25 protein-coding genes and 1 pseudogene are annotated in these 20,916 nt (G+C 53.8%); 8 read left to right on the plus strand and 18 right to left on the minus strand.

The genetic code is table 11. From position 1 onward, the window contains the following. Positions 1–17 precede the first annotated feature (17 nt). The 3 genes from hemB (at position 18) to FIU99_RS26040 (ending at position 2,608) form a co-directional block, all read left to right on the plus strand. Complete coding sequence (gene hemB / locus FIU99_RS26030; protein ID WP_152472933.1) at positions 18–962, plus strand: porphobilinogen synthase; 945 nt, start codon at positions 18–20, stop codon at positions 960–962. A gap of 3 nt (positions 963–965) precedes the next feature. Beyond that, positions 966–1,856: an EamA family transporter gene (locus FIU99_RS26035; protein WP_152472781.1), complete on the plus strand. Its 891-nt coding sequence runs from the start codon at positions 966–968 to the stop codon at positions 1,854–1,856. Positions 1,857–1,978: 122 nt separating this feature from the next. After that, a complete protein-coding gene (locus tag FIU99_RS26040) occupies positions 1,979–2,608 on the plus strand; it encodes an ester cyclase (protein ID WP_253899482.1) in 630 nt (209 codons plus the stop codon). A 67-nt stretch (positions 2,609–2,675) separates the two neighbouring features. Here FIU99_RS26040 and FIU99_RS27715 read toward each other — a convergent pair whose 3' ends face one another. The 7 genes and pseudogenes from FIU99_RS27715 to FIU99_RS26075 form a co-directional block, all read right to left on the minus strand. Next, the gene (locus FIU99_RS27715) at positions 2,676–4,166 is read right to left on the minus strand and encodes a phosphatase PAP2 family protein (protein ID WP_152472785.1); all 1,491 of its coding nucleotides are present in this window, start codon (positions 4,164–4,166) and stop codon (positions 2,676–2,678) included. A 140-nt stretch (positions 4,167–4,306) separates the two neighbouring features. Continuing rightward, positions 4,307–4,480, minus strand: coding sequence for a DUF6435 family protein (locus FIU99_RS26050; protein WP_006958517.1), 174 nt, complete (start codon positions 4,478–4,480; stop codon positions 4,307–4,309). 122 nt (positions 4,481–4,602) lie between these two features. Next, positions 4,603–5,085, minus strand: coding sequence for a tetratricopeptide repeat protein (locus FIU99_RS26055; protein WP_019278061.1), 483 nt, complete (start codon positions 5,083–5,085; stop codon positions 4,603–4,605). A gap of 116 nt (positions 5,086–5,201) precedes the next feature. Beyond that, positions 5,202–5,591: an MAPEG family protein gene (locus FIU99_RS26060; RefSeq protein ID WP_019278060.1), complete on the minus strand. Its 390-nt coding sequence runs from the start codon at positions 5,589–5,591 to the stop codon at positions 5,202–5,204. 355 nt (positions 5,592–5,946) lie between these two features. Further along, complete coding sequence (locus tag FIU99_RS26065) at positions 5,947–6,654, minus strand: DUF6058 family natural product biosynthesis protein (protein ID WP_152472787.1); 708 nt, start codon at positions 6,652–6,654, stop codon at positions 5,947–5,949. A 402-nt stretch (positions 6,655–7,056) separates the two neighbouring features. Continuing rightward, positions 7,057–7,977: pseudogene (locus tag FIU99_RS27785) on the minus strand (endonuclease/exonuclease/phosphatase family protein). A gap of 23 nt (positions 7,978–8,000) precedes the next feature. After that, positions 8,001–8,720 carry a hypothetical protein gene (locus tag FIU99_RS26075; RefSeq protein ID WP_253899466.1) on the minus strand — a complete coding sequence of 240 codons (720 nt, stop codon included), beginning with the start codon at positions 8,718–8,720 and terminating at the stop codon, positions 8,001–8,003. A 159-nt stretch (positions 8,721–8,879) separates the two neighbouring features. Between FIU99_RS26075 and FIU99_RS27645 the strand changes: the two genes are divergently transcribed. Beyond that, positions 8,880–9,107, plus strand: a complete 228-nt coding sequence (locus FIU99_RS27645) for a hypothetical protein (RefSeq protein WP_241762543.1) — start codon at positions 8,880–8,882, stop codon at positions 9,105–9,107. 208 nt (positions 9,108–9,315) lie between these two features. Here the strand turns inward: FIU99_RS27645 and FIU99_RS26080 are convergent, their stop codons facing one another. Next, entirely contained in the window at positions 9,316–9,645 is a 330-nt protein-coding gene (locus tag FIU99_RS26080; RefSeq protein WP_043011659.1) for an antibiotic biosynthesis monooxygenase, read from the minus strand. After that, complete coding sequence (locus FIU99_RS26085) at positions 9,626–9,982, minus strand: NIPSNAP family protein (RefSeq protein ID WP_095664897.1); 357 nt, start codon at positions 9,980–9,982, stop codon at positions 9,626–9,628. Before FIU99_RS26085 ends, FIU99_RS26080 begins: the two co-directional genes overlap by 20 nt. 59 nt (positions 9,983–10,041) lie before the next feature. Here FIU99_RS26085 and FIU99_RS26090 point away from each other — a divergent pair, with 59 nt between their 5' ends. Together FIU99_RS26090 and FIU99_RS26095 are read left to right on the plus strand one after the other, a co-directional pair. Continuing rightward, positions 10,042–10,752 (plus strand): helix-turn-helix transcriptional regulator, encoded by a 711-nt coding sequence (locus tag FIU99_RS26090; protein ID WP_152472791.1) that lies wholly within the window; start codon positions 10,042–10,044, stop codon positions 10,750–10,752. Positions 10,753–10,885: 133 nt separating this feature from the next. After that, a complete protein-coding gene (locus FIU99_RS26095; RefSeq protein WP_021455631.1) occupies positions 10,886–11,605 on the plus strand; it encodes an SIMPL domain-containing protein in 720 nt (239 codons plus the stop codon). A gap of 289 nt (positions 11,606–11,894) precedes the next feature. On the opposite strand, the gene FIU99_RS26100 is transcribed toward FIU99_RS26095, so the two are convergent. From FIU99_RS26100 to FIU99_RS26120, 5 genes are all read right to left on the minus strand, one after another. Further along, positions 11,895–12,497, minus strand: coding sequence for a hypothetical protein (locus FIU99_RS26100; RefSeq protein ID WP_040122650.1), 603 nt, complete (start codon positions 12,495–12,497; stop codon positions 11,895–11,897). 115 nt (positions 12,498–12,612) lie between these two features. Next, positions 12,613–13,131 carry a J domain-containing protein gene (locus FIU99_RS26105; protein WP_152472792.1) on the minus strand — a complete coding sequence of 173 codons (519 nt, stop codon included), beginning with the start codon at positions 13,129–13,131 and terminating at the stop codon, positions 12,613–12,615. 286 nt (positions 13,132–13,417) lie between these two features. After that, positions 13,418–13,714 (minus strand): antibiotic biosynthesis monooxygenase, encoded by a 297-nt coding sequence (locus tag FIU99_RS26110; protein ID WP_043011655.1) that lies wholly within the window; start codon positions 13,712–13,714, stop codon positions 13,418–13,420. A 22-nt stretch (positions 13,715–13,736) separates the two neighbouring features. After that, positions 13,737–14,525, minus strand: coding sequence for an alpha/beta fold hydrolase (locus FIU99_RS26115; RefSeq protein WP_043011653.1), 789 nt, complete (start codon positions 14,523–14,525; stop codon positions 13,737–13,739). Beyond that, the gene (locus FIU99_RS26120; protein ID WP_152472794.1) at positions 14,522–15,001 is read right to left on the minus strand and encodes a GNAT family N-acetyltransferase; all 480 of its coding nucleotides are present in this window, start codon (positions 14,999–15,001) and stop codon (positions 14,522–14,524) included. Before FIU99_RS26120 ends, FIU99_RS26115 begins: the two co-directional genes overlap by 4 nt. A 314-nt stretch (positions 15,002–15,315) precedes the next feature. On the opposite strand from FIU99_RS26120, the gene FIU99_RS26125 reads away from it, so the two are divergent. Both FIU99_RS26125 and FIU99_RS26130 read left to right on the plus strand, forming a co-directional pair. Then, positions 15,316–15,906, plus strand: a complete 591-nt coding sequence (locus tag FIU99_RS26125; protein ID WP_043011651.1) for an outer membrane beta-barrel protein — start codon at positions 15,316–15,318, stop codon at positions 15,904–15,906. 102 nt (positions 15,907–16,008) lie between these two features. Continuing rightward, positions 16,009–16,299, plus strand: coding sequence for a helix-turn-helix domain-containing protein (locus FIU99_RS26130; RefSeq protein WP_080748942.1), 291 nt, complete (start codon positions 16,009–16,011; stop codon positions 16,297–16,299). Positions 16,300–16,370: 71 nt separating this feature from the next. Here FIU99_RS26130 and FIU99_RS26135 read toward each other — a convergent pair whose 3' ends face one another. The 4 genes from FIU99_RS26135 to FIU99_RS26150 form a co-directional block, all read right to left on the minus strand. Next, complete coding sequence (locus FIU99_RS26135) at positions 16,371–17,027, minus strand: hypothetical protein (RefSeq protein WP_152472796.1); 657 nt, start codon at positions 17,025–17,027, stop codon at positions 16,371–16,373. A gap of 125 nt (positions 17,028–17,152) precedes the next feature. After that, positions 17,153–18,232, minus strand: coding sequence for a hypothetical protein (locus tag FIU99_RS26140; RefSeq protein WP_253899467.1), 1,080 nt, complete (start codon positions 18,230–18,232; stop codon positions 17,153–17,155). Positions 18,233–18,376: 144 nt separating this feature from the next. After that, a complete protein-coding gene (locus FIU99_RS26145) occupies positions 18,377–20,014 on the minus strand; it encodes an ATP-binding protein (protein ID WP_043011647.1) in 1,638 nt (545 codons plus the stop codon). Position 20,015: 1 nt separating this feature from the next. After that, positions 20,016–20,729 (minus strand): winged helix-turn-helix domain-containing protein, encoded by a 714-nt coding sequence (locus tag FIU99_RS26150; RefSeq protein WP_043011646.1) that lies wholly within the window; start codon positions 20,727–20,729, stop codon positions 20,016–20,018. Between the last annotated feature and the right edge of the window lie 187 nt (positions 20,730–20,916).

Genomic DNA, 20,916 nt, shown 5'->3' on the forward strand with positions numbered 1-20,916 from the left:
TACGCACCACCCCCATCATGCGCACGATGGTTCGCGAGCATGACGTGCAATTGCACGATTTAATCTATCCACTCTTTGTGGAAGAAGCCCTCGCATCACCGGTGCCCATCGCTGGCTTGCCCGGATTGACGCGGATCCCGGAGTCTCAACTGACCGATGAGATCCGTGCACTGGATGCGTTGGGGATCCGCGCCGTCATGCCATTTGGGGTCAGCCACCACAAAGACGACATCGGCAGTGATACGTGGCATCAAGACGGCTTGCTCAGTCGCATGATTCGCACGATCAAATCAACGTGCCCACACATGTTGGTGATCCCTGATATCTGTTTCTGTGAGTACACGACACATGGCCATTGTGGGGCCCTCTCCAAACATGACGTAGACAATGACCAAACGGTGGCGAACTTAGTCAAACAATGCATTAATGCCGCCGAGGCTGGAGCCGATATGCTCGCCCCCTCCTCCATGATGGATGGCCAGGTCGGAGCGATCCGCCGAGGGTTGGATGCCGCTGGGTTTACTAAGGTGGCGATCCTCGCCCACAGCGCCAAATTTGCCTCAGCGTTTTACGGCCCATTTCGTCAAGCGGTGGAGTGTGAGCTAGAGGGCGATAGGCGCACGTATCAACTTGACTACGCTAACGGGCGTCAAGCCCTCAGCGAAGCCTTACTCGATGAGCAAGAAGGCGCCGACATCTTGATGGTCAAACCCGGAACGCCTTACCTTGACGTCTTAACTCAGTTGCGCACTCAAACACGACTTCCTCTGGCGGCCTATCAGGTCAGTGGAGAATACGCGGCCATCAAATGCTCGGCGGAAATGGGGATCGTCAATGAGCAGGAAGCCGTGTTAGAAACCCTCACCGGTTTTAAACGAGCTGGCGCGGATCTCATCGTCACCTACTTTGCCAAACAGTTCGCGATCTGGCAGCAAGCCGACACCATGCCAATCGTGGAGTAAACCATGAGCTTAAAAGATTACACCTTATGTGTGCTCATCATGGCTATCTGGGGAGTGAATTTTTCTGTCGTCAAACTGGGGTTAGAAGCGCTGGATCCCATGTTGCTGACCGCATTGCGCTTTGCTTTGGCAGCGATCCCCGCGATCTTTTTTGTCAAGAAGCCTGACGTCCACTGGGGATACCTCGCGGCGTATGGCCTGACGTTTGCCGTGGGGGTTTGGGGGCTGTCCACTTGGGCCATTGGTGAGGGCTTATCCCCAGGTATGGCAGCCTTACTGATCCAAACCAACGTAGTGTTCGGCTTGGGGCTGGGCTGGTGGTTACTCAAAGAGTCGGTAAGTCCTCGACGCTCACTCGGCGCCGCGATCGCCTTATGTGGCTTGACGCTCAGTCTGACGGTCACTGACGGCTCTGTCACCGCTTCGGGGGTGGGACTGATCCTGGTGGCGGCCTTATGTTGGTCGCTGTCTGGGGTGATACTTAAGCGATCCCAAACGAAACAGGTATTCGCCTTCAGTGTATGGTCGATGCTTTTTGCGCCTCTGCCGCTGTGTCTCCTCTCCTATCTTCAGGTCGACACTCAGGGGATAAACGCCTTGATAGCGCACATGACGCTGTCTGGGGCCTTTTCCATTGTGTATCAGGCGTATTTCACCACCTTGTTTGGCTACTGGATCTGGAACAAGTTGGTGATGGCTTACCGTTTGTCACACGTTGCACCGTTTACACTTCTGGTGCCCATTTTTGCCTTGTTGGGCTCAAGTGTTTGGTTTCATGAAGGGATTACTACCCAAAAAGTGGTAAGCTGTGCCCTGATTGCCTTAGGGCTGTTGATTGGCAGTTTGCCTGCCGCTAAGTTCACCACGCTCGCTCTGCGTCTGAGAAAAGCGTAAGCCGACGCGTACAACAAAGGAAGGTGCGTATCTTCACTCATCGTCAACCGTGCGTTCAGGCCGCACGTCAGCTCATGAATCGCATTTGGAATGATAAAGTCACAGCGGCCGTGACCGATGTGATGACTTCCCACACCGTGATCGAAAGTCCGCTGCAACTGTCGGTCGGTTCCGACTCTTTCTGTGAGACACTCAGAGTGTGGCAACGCGCCTTTCCCACGCTTGAATACAAGGAAAACCGGGTGACCACTCGGCACAACAACATCGAGATTGAATGGAGCGCTAAAGGCACACATTTGGGGGAGTTTTTAGGGGTGTCCGCGACAGGTAAAGATGTCATTTATCAGGGCCGTTCCCAATTGACGTTCGTCAACAATAAAGTCAGTCACTATGCCTCGGTGGTCGACACACAAGGCCTGCTCAGCCAGCTCATAGGCCGCAATGCATCGAGCTCTGAACCAGTTAAGCCCAGCAGTGCATCGGAAGAATTGTATGCGATCATCCCGCAATTACTTTCCCCTTTCTTGACTCGCCGCCAAGTCGAATGCTTGTCGCTCTCGACACTGAGTTTGTCAGTCAAAGAAGTCGCCTCGACGCTGAGCATCAAAGACAGTTCCGTGCAAACCCACCTCAAGCGCGCCTTCGAGTTGCTCAACGTCAGCAACAAAAAAATGTTCATGGCCTACATCTGTGACAACAACACGATAGAGCTGCTGATCCGAATGGGGCTCTACCTCAAGCAAGGGGTTTAGCGCCCTTGGTCGTCAGCGGTGCTAAAGCAGGGACATACGAACATTTTTCTTCGGTCCCGTATCGGGATCAGGGCACACCTATTGTGCCTTTCTTTCGGCTCAGCTTCGGCGCCCCGACAACCATCCAAAGCATTCCCACAAGGATCGCGACCGAATACGTGGTCAGGATCACCACGCTGGTAGTCGCAGGGGTCACCAACATCTTAGCGGCCATGGCCACTACGACCAGTCCTGCGACGGCGATCAGCACCTGTCGCCAAGGATTCAGACCCTTCACCTCTTGGGATGGTTCACCCAAGCACAGCGCGAGGACGAGCCCGAGGCAGGCGAACCACGCGAAGAGGTAGAGGGGCTGGAGCAATTGCAGCGTGCCATACAAACACAGCACGAGCAGCAGCCCCCATAACCGCTTGGATTCAATGGCGCGCTTTCGACCGGCATACCGACAGTGATAAAGACCCATCGCCACCAGCGCAATCAAGCCGCCGAGTCCCATCCCTGCCAAAACATCGGTGGGATAATGCACGCCGAGCCAGACTCGCGCCGCGCCCGCCAAAGCAGACAGGACCAGCCACCCAAGCAACGCCGCAGTGATGGTGAGCGGCGATCGGGTTTGACCCCGACTGACCAGCCAACCGAACAGCGTGCCCACAAGAGCGGCGGCTTGCGTGGTGTGCCCACTGGGGAAGCTAAAACCACTGGCGGCGGCCTGCTGTAGGGCCGGCAACAGATAAAAAGGCCTTGGGATCGCCCACGCCATCTTGAGTAAATTCACCGAGTACGCCGTCGCCAGCAGCACAAACGCCAGTGTCAGCCCAACACGCAGCGGAAACAGCAGCAAACAAACGATCAAGACTCCCACTGCCAATGCGCCATCTCCCAATCCGTTGCCAAACGCCAGCAGTCCTGTCATCGGTGAATGCAATTTCACCCACGATTGAAACGCCGTCATCATCGCCAGCTCAGAGGCCTGGCGCGTATCCGCGTGCTCCAGTCGGAGATCACGGTGATAAAACGGGCTGGCTGAGCTGTCACGTCTCCAGCCCTTCAGTGCCTCCCAGTCGTCAGGATAACGATACGCCGCCTTCACCGAAGGGGCGAGTGCGGTCAGGTAGACTTGGCGGATCTCTTTACCGAAATGTGGAGCGTTGAAGGCTGGAATAATGGGCGCGTCAAACGCGTTTGCCCAAGCAGGTACCATGACGCCGACGGGCGTCGTGGCTTGGCAGGCAAACACCACTCGATAGGCATTGAGCGCAAGCTGTGGGCCAACATGGACATCAATGCCTGTTTCTTCCCATGTTTCGCGCTTCGCCGCGACGTGAAACGCTTCGTGATCGCCAATGTAGCCCCCAGGTAAAGAGAGCTTTCGCGTTAAATAGTCTTGAACCAACACGATGCGCCCACCCTCATCCCGAATCACGCAGGCAGCGCCTTTGGGTTGGTATGAGGTCGTGACTTCCTCACTCACCTGCGGGTTCGCCAGAAGAGCGCCGCTCCACACACTTGTCAGTAAAGCCAGTATCATTAAGAGGGTTTGCACGATCGCGCGCTCCATGTCATTCACCGCGACTAATTATGCCCCTCAAGCCAGGGAATGTTAAGCAAAAGCCGCGGGGCGTCTCTGGTTGACATTGACGCCGTGGGATGGCGAGCTTACTCGCGCGTTAAACCCTGATGGGCAGGGCATTTGAAGGGTTAGCGCTCTGAACGCAAGGCTTGGATCTCACCATACAGCGCTTCCGCCTCTTCGGTCAGACGAGAGTAGGTACGGATGTCACCTCGCCGCTGCGCTTGCATCGCTTGTTCGAGCAATATTGAATGGCGTTTCTTGAGTTTTTTCATTGGATTACGTTTAAAAAGCGAAAGCATCGGTCGCGTCCTCAGTAGTTTTTTACTGTATACGCGCCCCCTCTCTGATCAGGTCAATCTTCCTTATTCTGATTCACCAGGTTTACTGATTTTGCACCATTGGCGGTTGCCTGCACTCGCTGTCACCACGTTCTGTCCAAGTCTTCGCTGTACAGCAGAATCGCGCGCTGATAAGCCGCAATGGCATCACTATTGGTGGTCGTGACGAGCAACTCCAATAACAGTGCAATGGCTTCTTTAGGGCGGCCCACATTGTACAGACACATCGCATAAAACGGCTGTACCTCTATCGCATCGGGGTATTCCGTCAGCGTTTGTTCAAAATACGTCAAGGCCTGGTCGTACTCACCTAGGCTTCGGTAGGTACTGGCCAAACCAAACAAGGCGTCCAGTCGCTCACGACTGGACAGTGGTCCGGACAGCGACGCCAGGTAATGCGTAATGGCGTCTTGCTCTTTGCCTTCATTGTCGTAGGCCCAGGCGATCTGCAGGTGCGCTTTAGCGGCGTAAGACTCATCGCTTAACAAGGTGCCAAGCAACGCTCTTGATTCCCGATATTTCTCACTTTGACGAAGCTCAATCGCCTGACTGATAATATGTTCCATACACTCCTCTTCGCATTGGTGTCGTGTGCTGATCGTGATTCATTGACCCAGTGGCCACTGACAGGTACCGTGTGGACGCCCTCTTATCTCTTGCCATGACGTCGAAACGCCGAAGGTTAGTAGTCCAGACATAACCCCATAATGGCAAATGAACATCCGATGGCGATCGCCCAAGCCACGGAGCGCCACACTCCGATATTGAGCAAATACAGGATATGGTACACCACTCGAAACCCGATGTGCGTCATCGCCAACAGTTGAACCGTGTCGTGAACGGTCGATGTGCTAACAGCGAGCAGGATAGCGATGGCAAAGATCAACAGGGATTCGAACGCATTTTGATGAGCCGCCATGGCCCTTGCGCCCCACCCTTTAAGCCGAGCCTGTTGTTCACGGGGATGGTGGTTATCGTAGCCCCCTGCTTGGTGCATGGCGATCGCCACAGGAATTTTGGCGAGATAGGGCAGCAACGCAGCTCCGATCAGGCAAACTATCAGTATCGTCAACGCATCGTCCTTTGGTGTGATGTCCTTACCTACGTGGTATCACGCCCAGCGTCCCATAAAACCCGCATGAGCCCGATGTCATGACCATAGCCTTAGATGGCCGTCGCCGTCATCTCGCCCTAATAGAAATCTCGTCGCCATCACACCTTGCCTCACCGAGCCCGTTCCTGCCGAAGGCTACCATCGGAAATAGCATGACCACGCGTTTTTTTCTGGACACTGCAGCGTTGTCATCAGGGCGTTTGAACTCGCCGTTTCGTTGGTGTCTTGAAGCCTTAGCAAGACGTTAAGCCCGTTATGCCCTTATTTGCGATTCAGAAAACCGATCTCGTCATCTTGCGAGCCTCCTTGCCCTTTAGTCAGGCGGTAAACTGTCCAGCACGTCATCGATCAGGCGTTTTCGACTGGACTGCGCATAGTCGACGGGAGAAAAAGGCATGGCCACCCTATCGTACACCTCGGCCCATTGACGCCACTCACCACATTCTTGCTCGGTGTAGCGGCTTTTCTGACCATGGTTTGTGATGCGTGTAAGCGCCGCCACGGCGACTTGTTTTTCGATAATGGCAGCCACACTCGACGGTTGGCGCACGCATACGCCATACGTACCTTGTCGGTGGTGATGCCAAGTGGTGGTTGCCATCGCTTGCAAGGCGCCGGGCTCACTCATCGCCTCGGCAAAGGCCCACCGAAACGTCTCGCTTGCTTGTGCCGTCTTTACGAACGTCGCCACAAACTGACCACACAGCTGGTCGGTCAGAGGCGGCACGGTCTTGTGATCAGGGAACTGCGCCCGGTGGTGGCGGTACCAGTCAAGGACGCTGGGCGAAAAGTACTCATCGTTGTGGCAATCGCGCGCTTCATGCTGGCCAAACACCTGTGTGTACACAGCGCCTTGGTTCACTTTGTATGACCACGACGGGATCATACCAGACGCGATAAGTTGGCTCAGCGTGTCAGAGCGGACACTGAGCCGCTTCGCCAGTTCACTGCGGCGAAGAAAGTGGGTATTTAAGTAGTCTTGCAGGGAGAGAGATTTCAAGGGCGTCATCCTGGTTGTCATCGCTGAGTCATCGTTGAGTCAGTGTACCTATCAAATAAGATGATACTTCGATGCCCATCGAACCATTGGTACACCAATGCCGAGAGTTTCAGGCCAAGTCACGGGCTTGCCGACCGTCTTCGTCTGCAATCCACCCAATATCGAAGGAATTCGACGCCTTGGGAAACGTGATCTTAGGGAAAAAAAGAGCTGGCTTAGGGAGAGCCAGCTCAATCCATACGTGACAGACGTCACTTGCTTTTTGTCATCGGACACTTTAAGCGTAGACCACTTAAATATGCATAATGTTTAATATCATTCTAGTTCTGAATCCGATGCTGACTTTGTGCCGGCTCTCCTCCACACGCGCAACCTGACCAGCGTTCTCAACACGGAACTGTGATCGTCTTCAAGCGCCGAGCCTCAGTACAGTGTGAGCGCCACAGGGTAATGATCACTGACGGCCTTGGTCTGTGCCTCATCCAAGTCAAGATCGTCATCAAATGCCACCACCCGAGCGTGCTCAATGCGAGGAAGCAAGCTGTTGGTCACCACCAGCCGATCATAGGCACAATGCGTTTTACCTGTGGTGGTATCCACGTCATCACCAATGAGCATAGTGAACCCATCTCCAAACAACGGAGAAGTCTCGCGCTCATGTTGGTTCATGTAGCCACAGTCGGCATTCAAATCCCCTAATACCAAGACGTCTTGGATCGCGGAGGCTTGGATCGCAGTCGTGACCATGTCACTCAGCGCATCCACTTCTTCATGCGCCTCATCGGGGTCGGTGTGCACGTTGACCACAATAAAGTTTGGTGAGACACAGGCTGGGCACTGAAAATGCGCCACCAAGGGTTCGCGGAGAAACACATCGTCGGGATCATCAGCCGTATAGAAACGCAGCGGCGTGAGCACCTCAACGCGGTACACATACGCGTATTGTTCTTTGCTGGCACTGCGCCCAAGCCGCTCACCGACAATCATGGTGTAGGTGTGTTGGCTCGCGTTGTTCAGCGCCTCCAGCAGTTACTGAATCGCGGTTTGGCTTTTGTCACGGATTTCCTGAATGGCTATCAGGTCATAATGTTGAAGAGTCTCCAGAATGTGGGCCATCACTTGAGGCTTGCTCGCTTTGCTGCGTCCAAATACTTGGATGTTCCAAGAGATCACGTGAAGGCCATCGGGCGCGAGATCCGCTTCGCCTGATGGTGTGACGCTCTTGGCGGCAGATAACGCAGACCAAGGCTCAGAACTCAAAACAGAGATCAGCCCCACAGTGATCAGTACTCCGACTATCAACCGCATACGCTTTCTCCTTCTTAGCGTTGCAGTGCCTGACATGACCGTCTTCAAAGCGCGTCAGATCAACGCCCAATAGGGTCGATGTACACCTTTTTACCGCACTTCCCTTGCTCGAATTGCCCCTGTGTGACCATCTGGAGCAACGCCGCCAGATCAGTCTCCCTTTCCACCTCCAGCGGCAGGGCAATCTGAAGTTCTGTTAAATAGGAGCGTTGGGCGTGAGGTCGACACTGGAGCCTTATCTGCTGATCAGTGTCTTGGCCAAACGCCGCTTGCCACGCTGCTCTGAGATCCACGACGGCCACCTCTTGGCCGATGTGGGATCGAACAAAGTGAGCAAACGACGATGTGTTAATCTGATCGAGCAGGCGCATGGACTGGTGGTAATAACCGTCCGGCGACCAAACCGTCTGACAGGTACCATGGTTGTGCCATTCATGTCGTTGCAGGCAGGAACCGTACTTTGCGCTTGGCATCGCTTGACCTAGTTGGCGACGAACGTCTTCCGATAACTCAATGGGCGGGTAATCACAAAAGGTCGGCGCATTTGGGTTCTTTGCGGGCTTACCTTTGACTTCGCCACAATAGCCATACCAGGGGCGCTGACCCTGTCCATCGCATTTAGGGTGGTTGGGCCATAGACCATGGATAACAAAATGACGGGCAAAACCAACGCTGTCATCGCGCACTTCGCATTCCGGTTTCTGCTTGGGATCGTACTGGGGCACCGTCTGACAAAACCCCGGCTGCCAAGACACCGCAAACACATAGGACGTCGCCATCCCGGGCGTGCGGCAAAAGGCGTTAAGAGCGTCACGCTCCTCCGTTCCTCGCACTTGATAGTTCGCTTCTCCACAGGTGGCGGCTACCCAACGTAACGCCGGCTCTGCGCCGGGGACTGTGATCCGAACCCAAGAGAGCGACGGGGATCCAATGATCTCATGGATTGCATACTGACGCTGGGGTTGGGTCAGCCATTGACCTGGATTGGTCTGCTTATTCTTACTCTGGTAAGCCGGGCAAGCTTGGCTGGCGACAAAGGTGCCGTCCGCCGCTTGGGGTGCCCCCTTCGCTATCGGCGCGCCCAGCGTACTGATCAGCAAGACAGTCAGCAGCCAGTGCCATTGGACGCCCCTCAAGTTGAAACGACTCATGCGCTTTCCCTTTGACGTTGATCATTAATGATAGGTTGACCGCTTAATCGTAGTGCAGGCTCGGGCATAGACCCGACTCCTTTTTCAAACTGTGATCCAGATGGCAGCAGACTGACACTCCCTCTGTTTTAAGCGCAACATCCGTAGCCTGGCTCTTTCCCGGTTTGGAATGGAAAGAGCCAGACTACCGCGGCAACAATGACGATTTCTGAGTGACTTGAGGCTATTGAGTCCTCCTAGTAACAGCCCCGTCCTTTACACCGTAGTCACGAACGACATGCGCGACCCGAATGCGATAGTCAGCAAACAGCGAGGCTTGGCCAAGCTGCTGGGCCTGTTGATGGGCGAAGTGCGTGCGCCAGGCTTCCACCGCCTGCTCGTCTCGCCAGAATGACAGAGAGAGAAAAGTCTCGGGCCGACTGAGGCTTTGAAATCGCTCCACTGATACAAACCCCTCCATGTGGTGTAGTGCCTCCTTAAGCTGGTTGGCTAAATCAAAATAGTGCGGCGCCGCCCCACTTTTTGGCGTCACCTCAAATATTACGGCAATCATGCACATCCCCCTCTGCTCGGCGCATATAGGTAGCCGGAAGCACACGCAGAAATGAACGCTTTTCTTGCTTGATGAACTGTTCGGCATGGGCAAACTGAAAATTATCCCGGCCAGCTTCGGATCGAACGAGCCGCTCGCGATAGCGTTCATACGCGGCCAGATTGGGAAAACTGATGAGGCCATAAGCTCTATCGTTCGTGCCTTCATGCGGGAGGAAGTAGCCGAGTAAATCGCCACCGCATTGGGGAATGATGTCACCCCATTGTTCGGCATAATGGGCAAACGCCTCCCGTTGAAACGGGTCGATGCGATACTCAATAAAACAGGTAATGGTCATGGTGGTTGTCTCCTTATGGTTTTTGAGGCAGTCTACTGCCCTCACTCATTGATGCTTCGATGCACATCGAATTGACGACCATGGAACCGAACATTGCCCTGGTGGCTGGCCTCATCGGCGATCAAGCGCGCGCTAGGATGCTGACCGCGCTGATGGGTGGCCAAGCGCTAACCGCTACTGAACTGGCGCTAGAAGCCGACATCACAGCTCAAACCGCCAGTAGCCATCTGAGCAAGTTAGTCTCGGGTGAGCTGCTCGTTGTGCGCAAACAAGGCCGGCACCGATATTTTCAGATAAAAGACGCACAGGTGGCCGAACTGTTAGAGCAGTTGCTGACCGTCACCGCTGCAATACCTCGCTTACGGGGGACGACGGACGCACGCCTGAGGCGCTCGCGCGTGTGTTACGACCATTTGGCGGGGGAACTGGGGGTGCACCTATTCGATGCCTTGATCGCGAACGGATGGCTGACAGAAGACCGCAATCACACCCACCTAACGGATGAAGGGCGCCGTCAGTTCGAACGTTTGGGGGCTGAGGTTGACGCCCTCACCTCAGCTCGGCGTCCGCTTTGCAAGGCCTGCTTAGATTGGAGTGAGCGCCGCAGCCACCTTGCGGGCAGCTTGGGGCAATGGATATTGGACGATCTCCTCACACGCGAGTGGGCCATCCGTGATTTGGACTCGCGAGCCATCGCGTTTACCCCCACAGGCTTCAGCGCTTTCTCCCGAGCCTATCAACTTGATGCGACTGCCAAGAAAAGCGGTTAAACATCGTTTGCTTGGCAGCCCTGATTGCAACCCATCATTGGGGTCAATCTTAACGTTTCTATGCCACAGCATTGACATGCCCTGGTTATGATCGCCATCCTATCGATTGACAGCGACGCGACGAGGAGGAGAAATGGAGCGAATGTCCACGAAATCATCAATATGGTTAGGCCTGTGTCTGATTATCGGTTTGGGGGTGCTGGGATTCTTTATCCAGCAAACCGCCATCCAGTATAAAGCGTACGAGCGTGTCGTCACCGTCAAGGGACTCTCGGAACGCGAATACCCTGCAGACACCGTGATTTGGCCGATTCAGTTTACGGTCGCAGGGAATGATATGGCTGTCTTGTTTGACGAGATTGATAAACAGACGGCCCTGGTCCAGCACTTTCTGAGTCGCAAAGGCTTAGCCCCATCCAGCGTCTCTCTCTCATCGCCTGCGGTCACTGATCGCAAAGCCCAGCAATACGGTGGGGAACCGAACATCGAGTACCGGTACTTAGCCACTCGAACCCTCACCGTGTACAGTCAGAATATTGAAGTGGTGAGAGCGGCCATCAACGAAATCGGCGAGTTGGGCAAGCAAGGCGTGCTGCTCAATCAAGATCCCTACACTAACCGGGTTGACTACAGCTTTACTCAATTAAATGACATCAAGCCCGACATGATTGAAGAAGCCACCAAAAATGCGCGTGAAGTAGCAGAGAAATTTGCCAAGGATTCAGACAGCTCGCTGGGGAAAATCAAACGCGCCACCCAAGGGCAATTTTCGATTTATGATCGCGACAGCAACACGCCCTACATAAAGAAAGTACGGGTCGTATCGACCGTGCAGTACTATCTGTCTGATTGAGCCCTCACAGACCCGGCAAAGCCTTTTGACGCAGGCTTTGCCTAGGCTTGCACTGCCCCTTATGAATGCTGCACCAGAACGAGCAGCACAAACCACACCAAAGGCAGACATTGCGCGATCCATTCCACCCGCTTGGCGGCTCTTGTTGCGACCGTCATACTTTCATCCTGTTACCGTTAGAAAGACGGTCACAGTCTAGACGCTTTCGCGAAATTTATATGATAAACAGTGCATATAAACGCACGCAATAACTGTCACTTCTAACAGCGGGGAGGCGGGCGCAAGCGTCTCACCAATTCTCGTCCTTGACAGCGATGGCGACGCCGTTCTCCATTTTCATCCGATGCCTGATTGGTTTGGAGTTCGTCCCCGCGGCGGTTTTTCCTTGCATTGAGCAGCTATAATCCGCAAGCGCATACGATGGTTGTGCAGCGGTCGTATCGTCGACCATGTCGGCACGGCACTGCCTAACCTGGTTCGAGACCGTATGTGTGAGGGTGTAACGATGGTGGCTCTGTGGCGTAAAAATCAAGGTGGTGGCACAAGCACGATTCTCACCAAGTCGTGCGTCTCGGTATGCCAATGTTAAGGCAATGGCTTGACCTACCGGCACTCGCAAGACCGGAAACACATGGCTTTCGTCGTTTCCCCCTTGTGTAGCCATCACAGGGCTGTTCCCAATCAATTGGCACTCCGGACTGAAAATCAGTACATCACTATCGCGCAGCAGCGTCCGTGTTGAGTCATTGGTCGACGTTACCATCACCTCAGCGTACGCCGCTTCCGGGCTTAATTGGTAGTGATTGGCGCAGCCGGCCAATGAGAGCAACACCCCGCTAAGCACAATGCGAGAGCGTACTGAGCCATTCTTGATACGTTGTTGGTCGTCCATGAAAATACATCCACTTATCGTTAAAGCGGCGCATAATACCACCCTCCCGTTTCATTGACGAGGCCTATACCAAACACCGTGGTCTGCCCTTCGCAAAGCCACGAGGCGCTTGCTTTTAAGCCACTTGCGCTTTCAGTTTTTCGTAGGAATCGTTTAACCGTTGCATCATGGTCTTACTGCCTCCTTTATCCGGGTGATGGATCGCTGCGAGATTTTTGTAGCGCTTCCTTAATTCCGGCCCAGAAGGCAGGGACTCATAACCCAAAATATCTTTATCTGACAGGGAACACGCCGCTGACATTAAACGGCCTTGCAACACCTGGTTTTGTAACTTTAATTCGCTGGCGCTGCGCTCGGCCTTATCGCGTTGCTGCTTCAGCTCATGAATACGGGCATTGGCTTTGCGGATCGTCTCATTCGCTTTGTCGAGCAGATCCGCTTCCCGACTTTTCTCTGGGACCAAATACCCCAGTTTGGTGAGCACTTCTTTCACTCGTCGGTGTTCTGAACGCGTGTAATACTCGGTGTCAAGGCGACGCAGCATGATCCTGGCCGTCTTATCAGACAGCGTTTCACTGCCTGCGTAGAGCACAGCCCTTTGCTCACTGTGAGCAGTAACAAACATATCCAACATAGGTTTACAGACATACCAATTGACGATCGACGTTAACAGCGGTCCGTGACTCTCGTCACCGTCACGCTCTGTCCTCTCTGATTGGAGGCCGAGTGGGCGACCGAATGGTCCCAGCCACGTTGAGGTCCTCCTCAAGCTGAGCTGACGACAGTGATCCCGCGTCAGCAGGCCAGAAATCCTAGCAGTATTGAAATTGTTGACTCAGTGATCCTGTTCTCATTCGCAATAAAACAGGCATAAGTACTGACCATTTAGTGAAAACGTCGGCCTGCGCAGTAGCTCGCCCTCATCGAGTACGATCCTCGACTTCGTCATACGTCTCCACACCGATGCGCTCACCCAACTGGTGCAAGGGCCGCATGGGCACCGGGTCGCTTTGTCCCCAAAAGACCTCCCAATCTTTCTGAGTCCGCCATTTGGCTATCGTCAGCACCTTATCTGGGTTCTGCATCGACCGGAACAAGGCACTGCCCAGCGCACCTGGCACCGACTCATGTATGGCGTCCGTCACCGCTTGCCAGGCGTGTTGAAAATCGGCCATTTTCTCGGCAGCCACACGCCATTCGTAGATCACTCTAAACACGTAGCACTCTCCTAATCTCGGTTTATTGAGGTTTGCAATCAGCCCGCTGGATCGCCGTCAGCAGAGCGTCCGCCACCCCTTGGGGATTTTCCCACGCCATCGAATGTCCGGCGTCTGGGACAATACCGATATCAATGGCCGCGGCATCCAAGATGGCCTTGTCGGGATCGGGCAGTGAATGCTCGCCAAACAGATACGTTTTGCTCACAGAAAGCGCATACAAACGCTCGCGCCAACTGGGCAATTGCCCGGCGATCAACGACTGCGCAACGCGATGAATGGCCAGTGGTGCACTGGTGGCAAGACCGGCTGCCCAATTGCCATTGCCCTCAGCTCGACTGCTCTGTATGAGTCGCGCATGCCCGACTTGGAGATAGTCGGCCTCTGAATACGCGGCAATTTGTTGGCTAAAGAATCCACCTCCCGCATCCAAGTTCGCTTCACTGAGAATGAGCCCCCGTAAGCCTTGTCCTTCGAGGCGAGTCGCGACGTTGGTCGCCACAGCGCCGCCCATGCTGTGGCCAAAGAGGAAAAAGCCACCTAGCGCCAAGTCTTGGATAAAGCGCGCCAGCAACGCGGCGTGAGCATCTATGGTGTAGCTGAACGTGTCAGGGTGATCGCTAAACCCAGAGCCCAGCATATCGATAAGAATGCAACGATGGCGCTCCAAACCACGGGCCGCCGCCACTTGGGGGTAATCAAGCGAAGAGGCGCACCCTAAGCCATGAATAAAGACAATCGGGGTCTCGTCACCCGGGAGATCGTGATAGCGCAGCGTCGCGCCGCTTTGTATGTCGTGAAATTCTCTCATCGATTCCTACCTGTATGATTGGTGCTATGGGGGAGCGCGGGGGAGCGCGTTTTGTCCATTAGCAACAGACGTTGCCCTTGATGGACATCACAGCCGAATTCGGTATAGCCCCATTTGCGATAGATATGTACGCCTCGTGCATTGGAAGCAAACACATCGAGCCAAATCCGTGAGCAACCCAATTGATGGAAGCAATAGTGCTCCATCGCTTGCAGGGCTCGTTGACCATACCCTCGTCCCTGTTTCTCGATCACAATCCGGCGAAATTCGACCGACTTTGTGTCGTCTTGGCGCAAGATCATAAAGCCGACCAATTCATCCTGATCCATCACAGACAAATAGGTCACGTCCTGATCGACGATCAGGGTCTGATGTGTCTCTAAGTCATATGGGATCACAAACTCTTTCGTGCCGCTGGCACGTTCCATGCGAACGAATAGCGGGGCGTCTTCCACTGTGGCTGGTTTTAAGTACATTCGTCCTCTTATCGGGTATTCGCCTCATTTATGAGGTGTCTGTTTCGTCAGAGCTCAACTCTAACCCTCTGACAATACTATCAAAAATTCTAATGCTACGCACCGCACTCCCTCACTCCCAACCAGTCTTTTGATGACGATTTATGAAAAATTGTGACGAATTAAGGCAAAAAATCATCCAAATTCTACATGTTTTAACGGATATCGATTGATTACTATCACTGCGTTTCGAAACCCAATGAGAAGGACAACATTGGCTGCCCAAGGACGTGGACTTTTGATAAATGACAATAAACGATAGGCAGTTATTCACAATGTTAAAGAAAACCATACTTGCAGCAACACTTTTGACCGCGTGCACCGCAGCCAGCGCCAACGGCTATCTGGGTTTGTCAGCTGGTCAAGCGAACTTTGACAACATCCAAGGTCACGCATCTGCACCGAACTTCTCGGCCAGTCAATCCTTTGAGATCTCTGACGACAACAGCCCGGCGATCAAACTGTTTGGCGGTTATGAGTTCAACCAGTACATCGCGATTGAGGGTTCAATTGGCGGCTACGACGCGTTAGATGGCCAGTCAGTAACGGTAGGCGACATGAAGTTTGCGGCGGTACAAGCGAAAGCCATGTTGCCAATCGGCGAGCAGTTCAACCTATTTGCCAAAGGCGGTGTAGCATACTTTGGGGCGGAGTTTAAATCGAGCTTCTATACTACTGTATCGGATGAGACGGTGACGGGTAAATTTGGCCTTGGTGCCGAATACGCGATCACCCCAAATGTCCGCTTGATGGCCGAGTGGGAGTATATGAAGCCGGAATTGGATGTGCTAAAAGTGGGCAGTGTTACAGCAAGCATTGACGCGGAAATCAGCGTGCTATCAATGGGTGTGAGCTACCATTTCTAACTCCGTTGTTCCCGAAATATCCGCACAGAAAAAAAGGCGTCGACCGCGGAGTCGACGCCTGTTTCCGCTTAGCGCTTGTACATTGTCTAAGCAAGAGGGATCATGTCGCACATGACCTTTAAACAATTCGATTTCGTTAACTTTGTCTCAGGTAAGTGGGCCATCCCCGTGCTCTACCGCTTGATTGTCACCGTCATGGACGTACGCTTTGGCGTGTTAAAACGATCAATGGGCAGCATCACGCAAAAAGAACTCACCAAACAACTGCGAGCCTTTGAGTCTTTGGGGCTGGTGCAACGAACAGTGTACCCAGAAATGCCATTGCAGGTTGAATACCGAGTCACGGCGTTGGGGGCACCTTTGAAGCCCACACAGCACTCGTTGGCGGATTAGATGACCTCACATCGAGCGCCGCTGCACAACAATGCTTCTCACCCAGCACCATGTCGGAAGCTCGGTGACGTTCACACACCTTCCGCCTCCATTACCAGGGCATAGAAAGCCTCGGACGATTTAATCTTGGCCAGCACAGGGGCACTCAATAAGCGCGTGAGCAGTGTCTCCATGGCACAATAATACTCGCTCTTCCATCGCATTCTATTGGTTTGCTGGCAGTGGTGCTGATAAGCCGCTTCCTCGAACCCATCCAATCCATAAAACGGCAGCATGTATTGCGCCTCCCAACTCTCGGGGCAATGGCGAAGATGCTGTTTGAGAGCGAGCCGTTCAATACTTTGAGGCTGGCGCAGCGCTTGCCTTCTGGTATTGACCGCAGCCAACACCGCGGCTTTGTCCGACGCCCTCAAATGCGCGGAATCCCCGCTGATTGACGGCAGCAGCGGAAACAGTGCGCTCAGAGCTTCTAAGTCACTCCAGGAGTTGAGACTGCACCCCTGACTGTCTTCAAAGCTCGCCCAGTCTTCGAGGTGTGCATGCTCTTCAGCCCACCAACGCTGGTACGCCTTCCACGTCCGTTGCCAACCGGCTTCGGTGTGGATAAATAAAGCGCCTTGGTCAATGACCAAGGCATAGAGAGATTCGTGCTGATGCGCGTGGATTAGTGACGTGAACAAAGGCTCAATCGTCCGATACAACACGTCCGCATTTAACGCCTGGCTCATGCTCACTCTCCTCCTTCTGCTCAGAGTTGACTCGCGGGTTATCACAAGTGCTTGGTTATTATTATGAAACCAAGCTTATATCATGTCCACCCTTTGAGCTAACCTATGCCAGCGTTTAAAATGCATTATCGTGGCTCAGAATTGAGCGGCGCTGCGCCCCATAGTCTGGTCTCTAGACTCTCTCCGTGACGCCCCAACGCCCAATCAGGGTAGAGCAAGACCGGAGGCCCTCCAGCCTCTTGCGCGGCCAAAAATCGCGTTAACTTGGTCTCTTTATTACCCTCCCTGTCCATCCGGACAGGCTTGCCTCCAAGCAGTGCATTGGCCCGGAGTGCATAACATTCAGGCTCAGCGGAGCGACGCCACAGACACACTGACGTGTCTTGATAGGCAAAAAGCTTGAAAAGGGTTAACTCCGTTTGCAGATCGCGGGCAGACGCCGTCAGCCCTGTCAGTACCCATTCCTGAACATTAGAGTATCGCCGCAGTTCATGGCGGATGGCCTGTTCCAGCTCATGTGGCTGCCCATTCGGAACACTTAAGATACGCAGCGTCACAATACCGTTTGTCATATGACTCTCTACCCAGACTCCCGAACTCGACCATGCCACCGTCTCGGCCTGCACCTGCGCCCGAAGATCGATCAATAGCTGCTCCCATTGTGTCTCTGATTCTATCGCACTGGCTTTGAGCAAATAGGGCTGATAGATCTGCTGCCATTGATCTTGAATGACCTCGTACTGGCCGTAATGCTCGGTCACGGACGTCCACATAACGTCAAAGTCGTCTGCATAACCTTGTGTGCTTGCGGCCCTCTGTTGCGCCGCCACCTCACGCAAAACGACCGTCACACGATCGGTGTTTGTTCGGCCCAGGCTATCTTTGGCATACAGTTCAAATTCGTAGGTGCCTGCTGCCGTTGGGTTGAGGGCCATCGCCGTCAGCTCGTCTTCATTCAGCAACACCAACTGCTGAGGTCCCGAAACCTGCCGCCAATGCGTGGTTTTAATGGAGTATAAGTAAGCAGGATACGTTTTGGCAGAGCCGCTCAGGGTCAGACGTTCGACGGGCAGCGTATGCGCTTGATCGCTGCCTGCGTTTACGGTGGGCTTCGTGTACTTTTCACCATCGCTGGCATCGTCCACACAGCCCACCAACAGGGGGAATACCATCAGCAGAGACAAACCTGCCAGGAAGTGGGCCAATTGGCCCCTTGTTGAGGTCACGGATCTGCAAGCGAGGGTTATCAGTCGGGCCAAGCGTCCTAGTGTCATGTGAGGTCCTTTTGAGTCACTGAATAAACGGTCTCTCAAAACTACCATTCACAATATTGATAAATCGTTGGCGTTTTATGGACTGATTGTGTCTGATTTGGTCACAATCCTCTCACCTTTACTCGGCGGTGGCGTTTGACAGGGCCAGCGTAACTCAAATTTCGCGCCTCCCAGTGAGGAGGTGTGCACCTGAACACTGCCCTCATGCCACAGCATGATTTGTTTCACGATCGCCAGCCCCAATCCGTGTCCTTTGCCGCTCGTGCGCGTTTGATTATCGAGTTGCACAAAGGGCTCAAATACTCGCTCCACTTCATCGGGTGGAATGCCTACCCCATCGTCTTCCACACCGATCACGTACTCGGTCTCGTGTTGCTCAAAGGTCAGACGAACGGATTGGCGTGCGTACCGCCCCGCGTTCGCGAGCATATTTTTCACGGCTCGCATCAACCCAGAGTGGTCGAGAAATAGCGTGTGTTGGTCGAGGGGATGCGGAGATAACCACTCCACGGTCAGGTGTGGGTGCACCAAGCGATACTCTTCGACTTCCTGACGCAAGGCCGGCACCAAGCGCGCGTGTGAAAACTGGCGCCAGTCAGTCATGCGGCTATAGCGCGCCAAGAGCAGGTTTTGGTTGATCAAGTGGTCCAAATCCTCAATGCTGTTTTGGACCGAGCGTTGATATTTGCTCTTTTGTGCTGCCGAGAGTGTCTCATCCTCAAGCATTTCCAGCGCAAAGCGCAAACGGTACAGGGGCGTACGCAAATCGTGGGCAATGGCGTTGGTCAGTTCTCGCTGGCCCGCGATCAGTGTTTCAATGTTATCGGCCATGGCGTTAAAGGAAACGCTCAACTGGGACACCACAGATAATCGGCTGGCACTGGCCCGTTGGGAGAGCTGCCCCTGGCCGAAAGCCGTCGCGGTGATCACCAAACGCTTGAGATCGCGCCACAGCGGATAGACCCAAATTACCAAAGCCAGAGAGACCGACAAGAAGAACAACCCTCCAACAGCGCCGGTGAGTTTGACTTGAGTGGTCTGAGACAAGTGGTCTGCCACCTGCAACCAGGTCCCTTGCCCTACTGGGGCTAGGAGTTCCACCAGTCCCTCTTCGTTGAGATAACTCACCGCCTCGCCCGGAGCAAGCGCAATGGCTGTCTTCGCCTGCGACGATAATTGCTCATCGCTTTTCAGCGTGACCACAAACGGAATCGAGGCCGTGTGTTCGGCCAGATGCGACACCCATAGCGAAGTAGGCTGTGCCCGCAAAGACTCAGCCATTAGATACAAGGTGCCTTTGGCTTGATTCAGCGCCGCCTGTTGCGTGGATTCATTCAGGGCAAAATAGATCAGTTGATCGCTGTCTCCGACACGCTGCAGCAACGCCATGGGATCGTCATAGAGAAATGTCATCTGTCCCTTAACAAGAGATAGGTACTTGACGTCGTTTTCTTGGTAATCCGCCAGCGCTTGTAGCTGGAGGGGGTAAGCAAAATGCTGGGCGTATTGGTGCACCACCGATGACCATTCTGCTTGCGGATAAGTCAGCAATGTTTGTGTTAGCGTCGACACGTTGTTGGCGTAGATTTGCTGATAGAAGTCTTCGGAAAAGGTTTCGTTGAGACGTTGAATGGGGTTCCACTGAGTCGGGAGGAGGAGTAAGATAATGGGCATAAAGACCGCCAACCACAGCACAGAAAACGCACGGATCATATTAGACTCCTTGAGTCGCAAGGCACAATTGGTACCCTATGCCCCGTACGGTCTTGATCAGAGCCGGGTCGTGGGGATCGTCATGGAGTGTTCGCCGCAGGCGAGAGATACGCCGGTCAATCGAGCGGTCAAGCCCATCATACTCAAAGCCGCGGAGTCGCTGAGCAATGTCATCGCGCGATACTACTTGGCCGACGTGTTGGGCAAGCAACAGCAGCAGTTCAAATTCGGACGTCGTCAGTTTCAGTGCCTGTTGGTGGAGTGCCACACTGCGATGGTGCAGATTGATCACCAATGACCCCACTCTGAGTTCGTCTGCCGTTTCTCCCGCGACAGTGCGCTCGTGACGACGGAGTAAGGCGCGAATGCGAGACAGGAGTAGCCTCGGCTTCACCTGTTTAACGATGTAATCATCGGCGCCCAACTCAAGACCCATGACCTGATCCAAATCGTCGTCCAGCGCGGTTTGCATTAAGATCATGCCCTGAAAATGCGACCGGACGGCGCGGCATACCTCCATCCCATTTTGTCCGGGTAACATGATGTCCAGCACTACCAAGTCTGGGGAGTCGGTGAGAATACGTTCAACCGCTTCTCGGCCGTCGGTCACAATCGTGACGGTAAATTCGTAGTTCTGGAGAAAGTCTCGGATCAATTCGGCGAGTTCCAGGTCGTCTTCAACGAGCAGGACTCGGTAGGGCGTTGGCACTTTCATAATCACCTTTTAGTGAATGTTTTCACATCGAACTATACCTTTAGAAAATACCAACTCGTGTGACCATTTGTGACCAATCCTCAAACTTGTGACGCGCCTTGAACAAAACTGACGCCGAGGTATCGGTCTTTTTGTAGTGCTTACCCTCAGCCTTTTCTTGTCATCATGGCCAAATCGGCGCTTTGGT

Source organism: Vibrio sp. THAF64, assembly GCF_009363455.1.
Lineage (GTDB): Bacteria > Pseudomonadota > Gammaproteobacteria > Enterobacterales > Vibrionaceae > Vibrio > Vibrio coralliilyticus.

Bases quoted from the DNA above. Each gene is read 5' to 3' on its own strand.
- hemB (WP_152472933.1), top strand. From the start codon at position 18: ATGCGCACGATGGTTCGCGAGCATGACGTGCAATTGCACGATTTAATC.
- FIU99_RS26035 (WP_152472781.1), top strand. From the start codon at position 966: ATGAGCTTAAAAGATTACACCTTATGTGTGCTCATCATGGCTATCTGG.
- FIU99_RS26040 (WP_253899482.1), top strand. From the start codon at position 1,979: ATGACTTCCCACACCGTGATCGAAAGTCCGCTGCAACTGTCGGTCGGT.
- FIU99_RS27715 (WP_152472785.1), bottom strand. From the start codon at position 4,166: ATGGAGCGCGCGATCGTGCAAACCCTCTTAATGATACTGGCTTTACTG.
- FIU99_RS26050 (WP_006958517.1), bottom strand. From the start codon at position 4,480: ATGCTTTCGCTTTTTAAACGTAATCCAATGAAAAAACTCAAGAAACGC.
- FIU99_RS26055 (WP_019278061.1), bottom strand. From the start codon at position 5,085: ATGGAACATATTATCAGTCAGGCGATTGAGCTTCGTCAAAGTGAGAAA.
- FIU99_RS26065 (WP_152472787.1), bottom strand. From the start codon at position 6,654: ATGACAACCAGGATGACGCCCTTGAAATCTCTCTCCCTGCAAGACTAC.
- FIU99_RS26075 (WP_253899466.1), bottom strand. From the start codon at position 8,720: ATGGCGACGTCCTATGTGTTTGCGGTGTCTTGGCAGCCGGGGTTTTGT.
- FIU99_RS27645 (WP_241762543.1), top strand. From the start codon at position 8,880: ATGGATTGCATACTGACGCTGGGGTTGGGTCAGCCATTGACCTGGATT.
- FIU99_RS26080 (WP_043011659.1), bottom strand. From the start codon at position 9,645: ATGATTGCCGTAATATTTGAGGTGACGCCAAAAAGTGGGGCGGCGCCG.
- FIU99_RS26085 (WP_095664897.1), bottom strand. From the start codon at position 9,982: ATGACCATTACCTGTTTTATTGAGTATCGCATCGACCCGTTTCAACGG.
- FIU99_RS26090 (WP_152472791.1), top strand. From the start codon at position 10,042: ATGCACATCGAATTGACGACCATGGAACCGAACATTGCCCTGGTGGCT.
- FIU99_RS26095 (WP_021455631.1), top strand. From the start codon at position 10,886: ATGGAGCGAATGTCCACGAAATCATCAATATGGTTAGGCCTGTGTCTG.
- FIU99_RS26100 (WP_040122650.1), bottom strand. From the start codon at position 12,497: ATGGACGACCAACAACGTATCAAGAATGGCTCAGTACGCTCTCGCATT.
- FIU99_RS26105 (WP_152472792.1), bottom strand. From the start codon at position 13,131: ATGTTGGATATGTTTGTTACTGCTCACAGTGAGCAAAGGGCTGTGCTC.
- FIU99_RS26115 (WP_043011653.1), bottom strand. From the start codon at position 14,525: ATGAGAGAATTTCACGACATACAAAGCGGCGCGACGCTGCGCTATCAC.
- FIU99_RS26120 (WP_152472794.1), bottom strand. From the start codon at position 15,001: ATGTACTTAAAACCAGCCACAGTGGAAGACGCCCCGCTATTCGTTCGC.
- FIU99_RS26125 (WP_043011651.1), top strand. From the start codon at position 15,316: ATGTTAAAGAAAACCATACTTGCAGCAACACTTTTGACCGCGTGCACC.
- FIU99_RS26130 (WP_080748942.1), top strand. From the start codon at position 16,009: ATGTCGCACATGACCTTTAAACAATTCGATTTCGTTAACTTTGTCTCA.
- FIU99_RS26135 (WP_152472796.1), bottom strand. From the start codon at position 17,027: ATGAGCCAGGCGTTAAATGCGGACGTGTTGTATCGGACGATTGAGCCT.
- FIU99_RS26145 (WP_043011647.1), bottom strand. From the start codon at position 20,014: ATGATCCGTGCGTTTTCTGTGCTGTGGTTGGCGGTCTTTATGCCCATT.
- FIU99_RS26150 (WP_043011646.1), bottom strand. From the start codon at position 20,729: ATGAAAGTGCCAACGCCCTACCGAGTCCTGCTCGTTGAAGACGACCTG.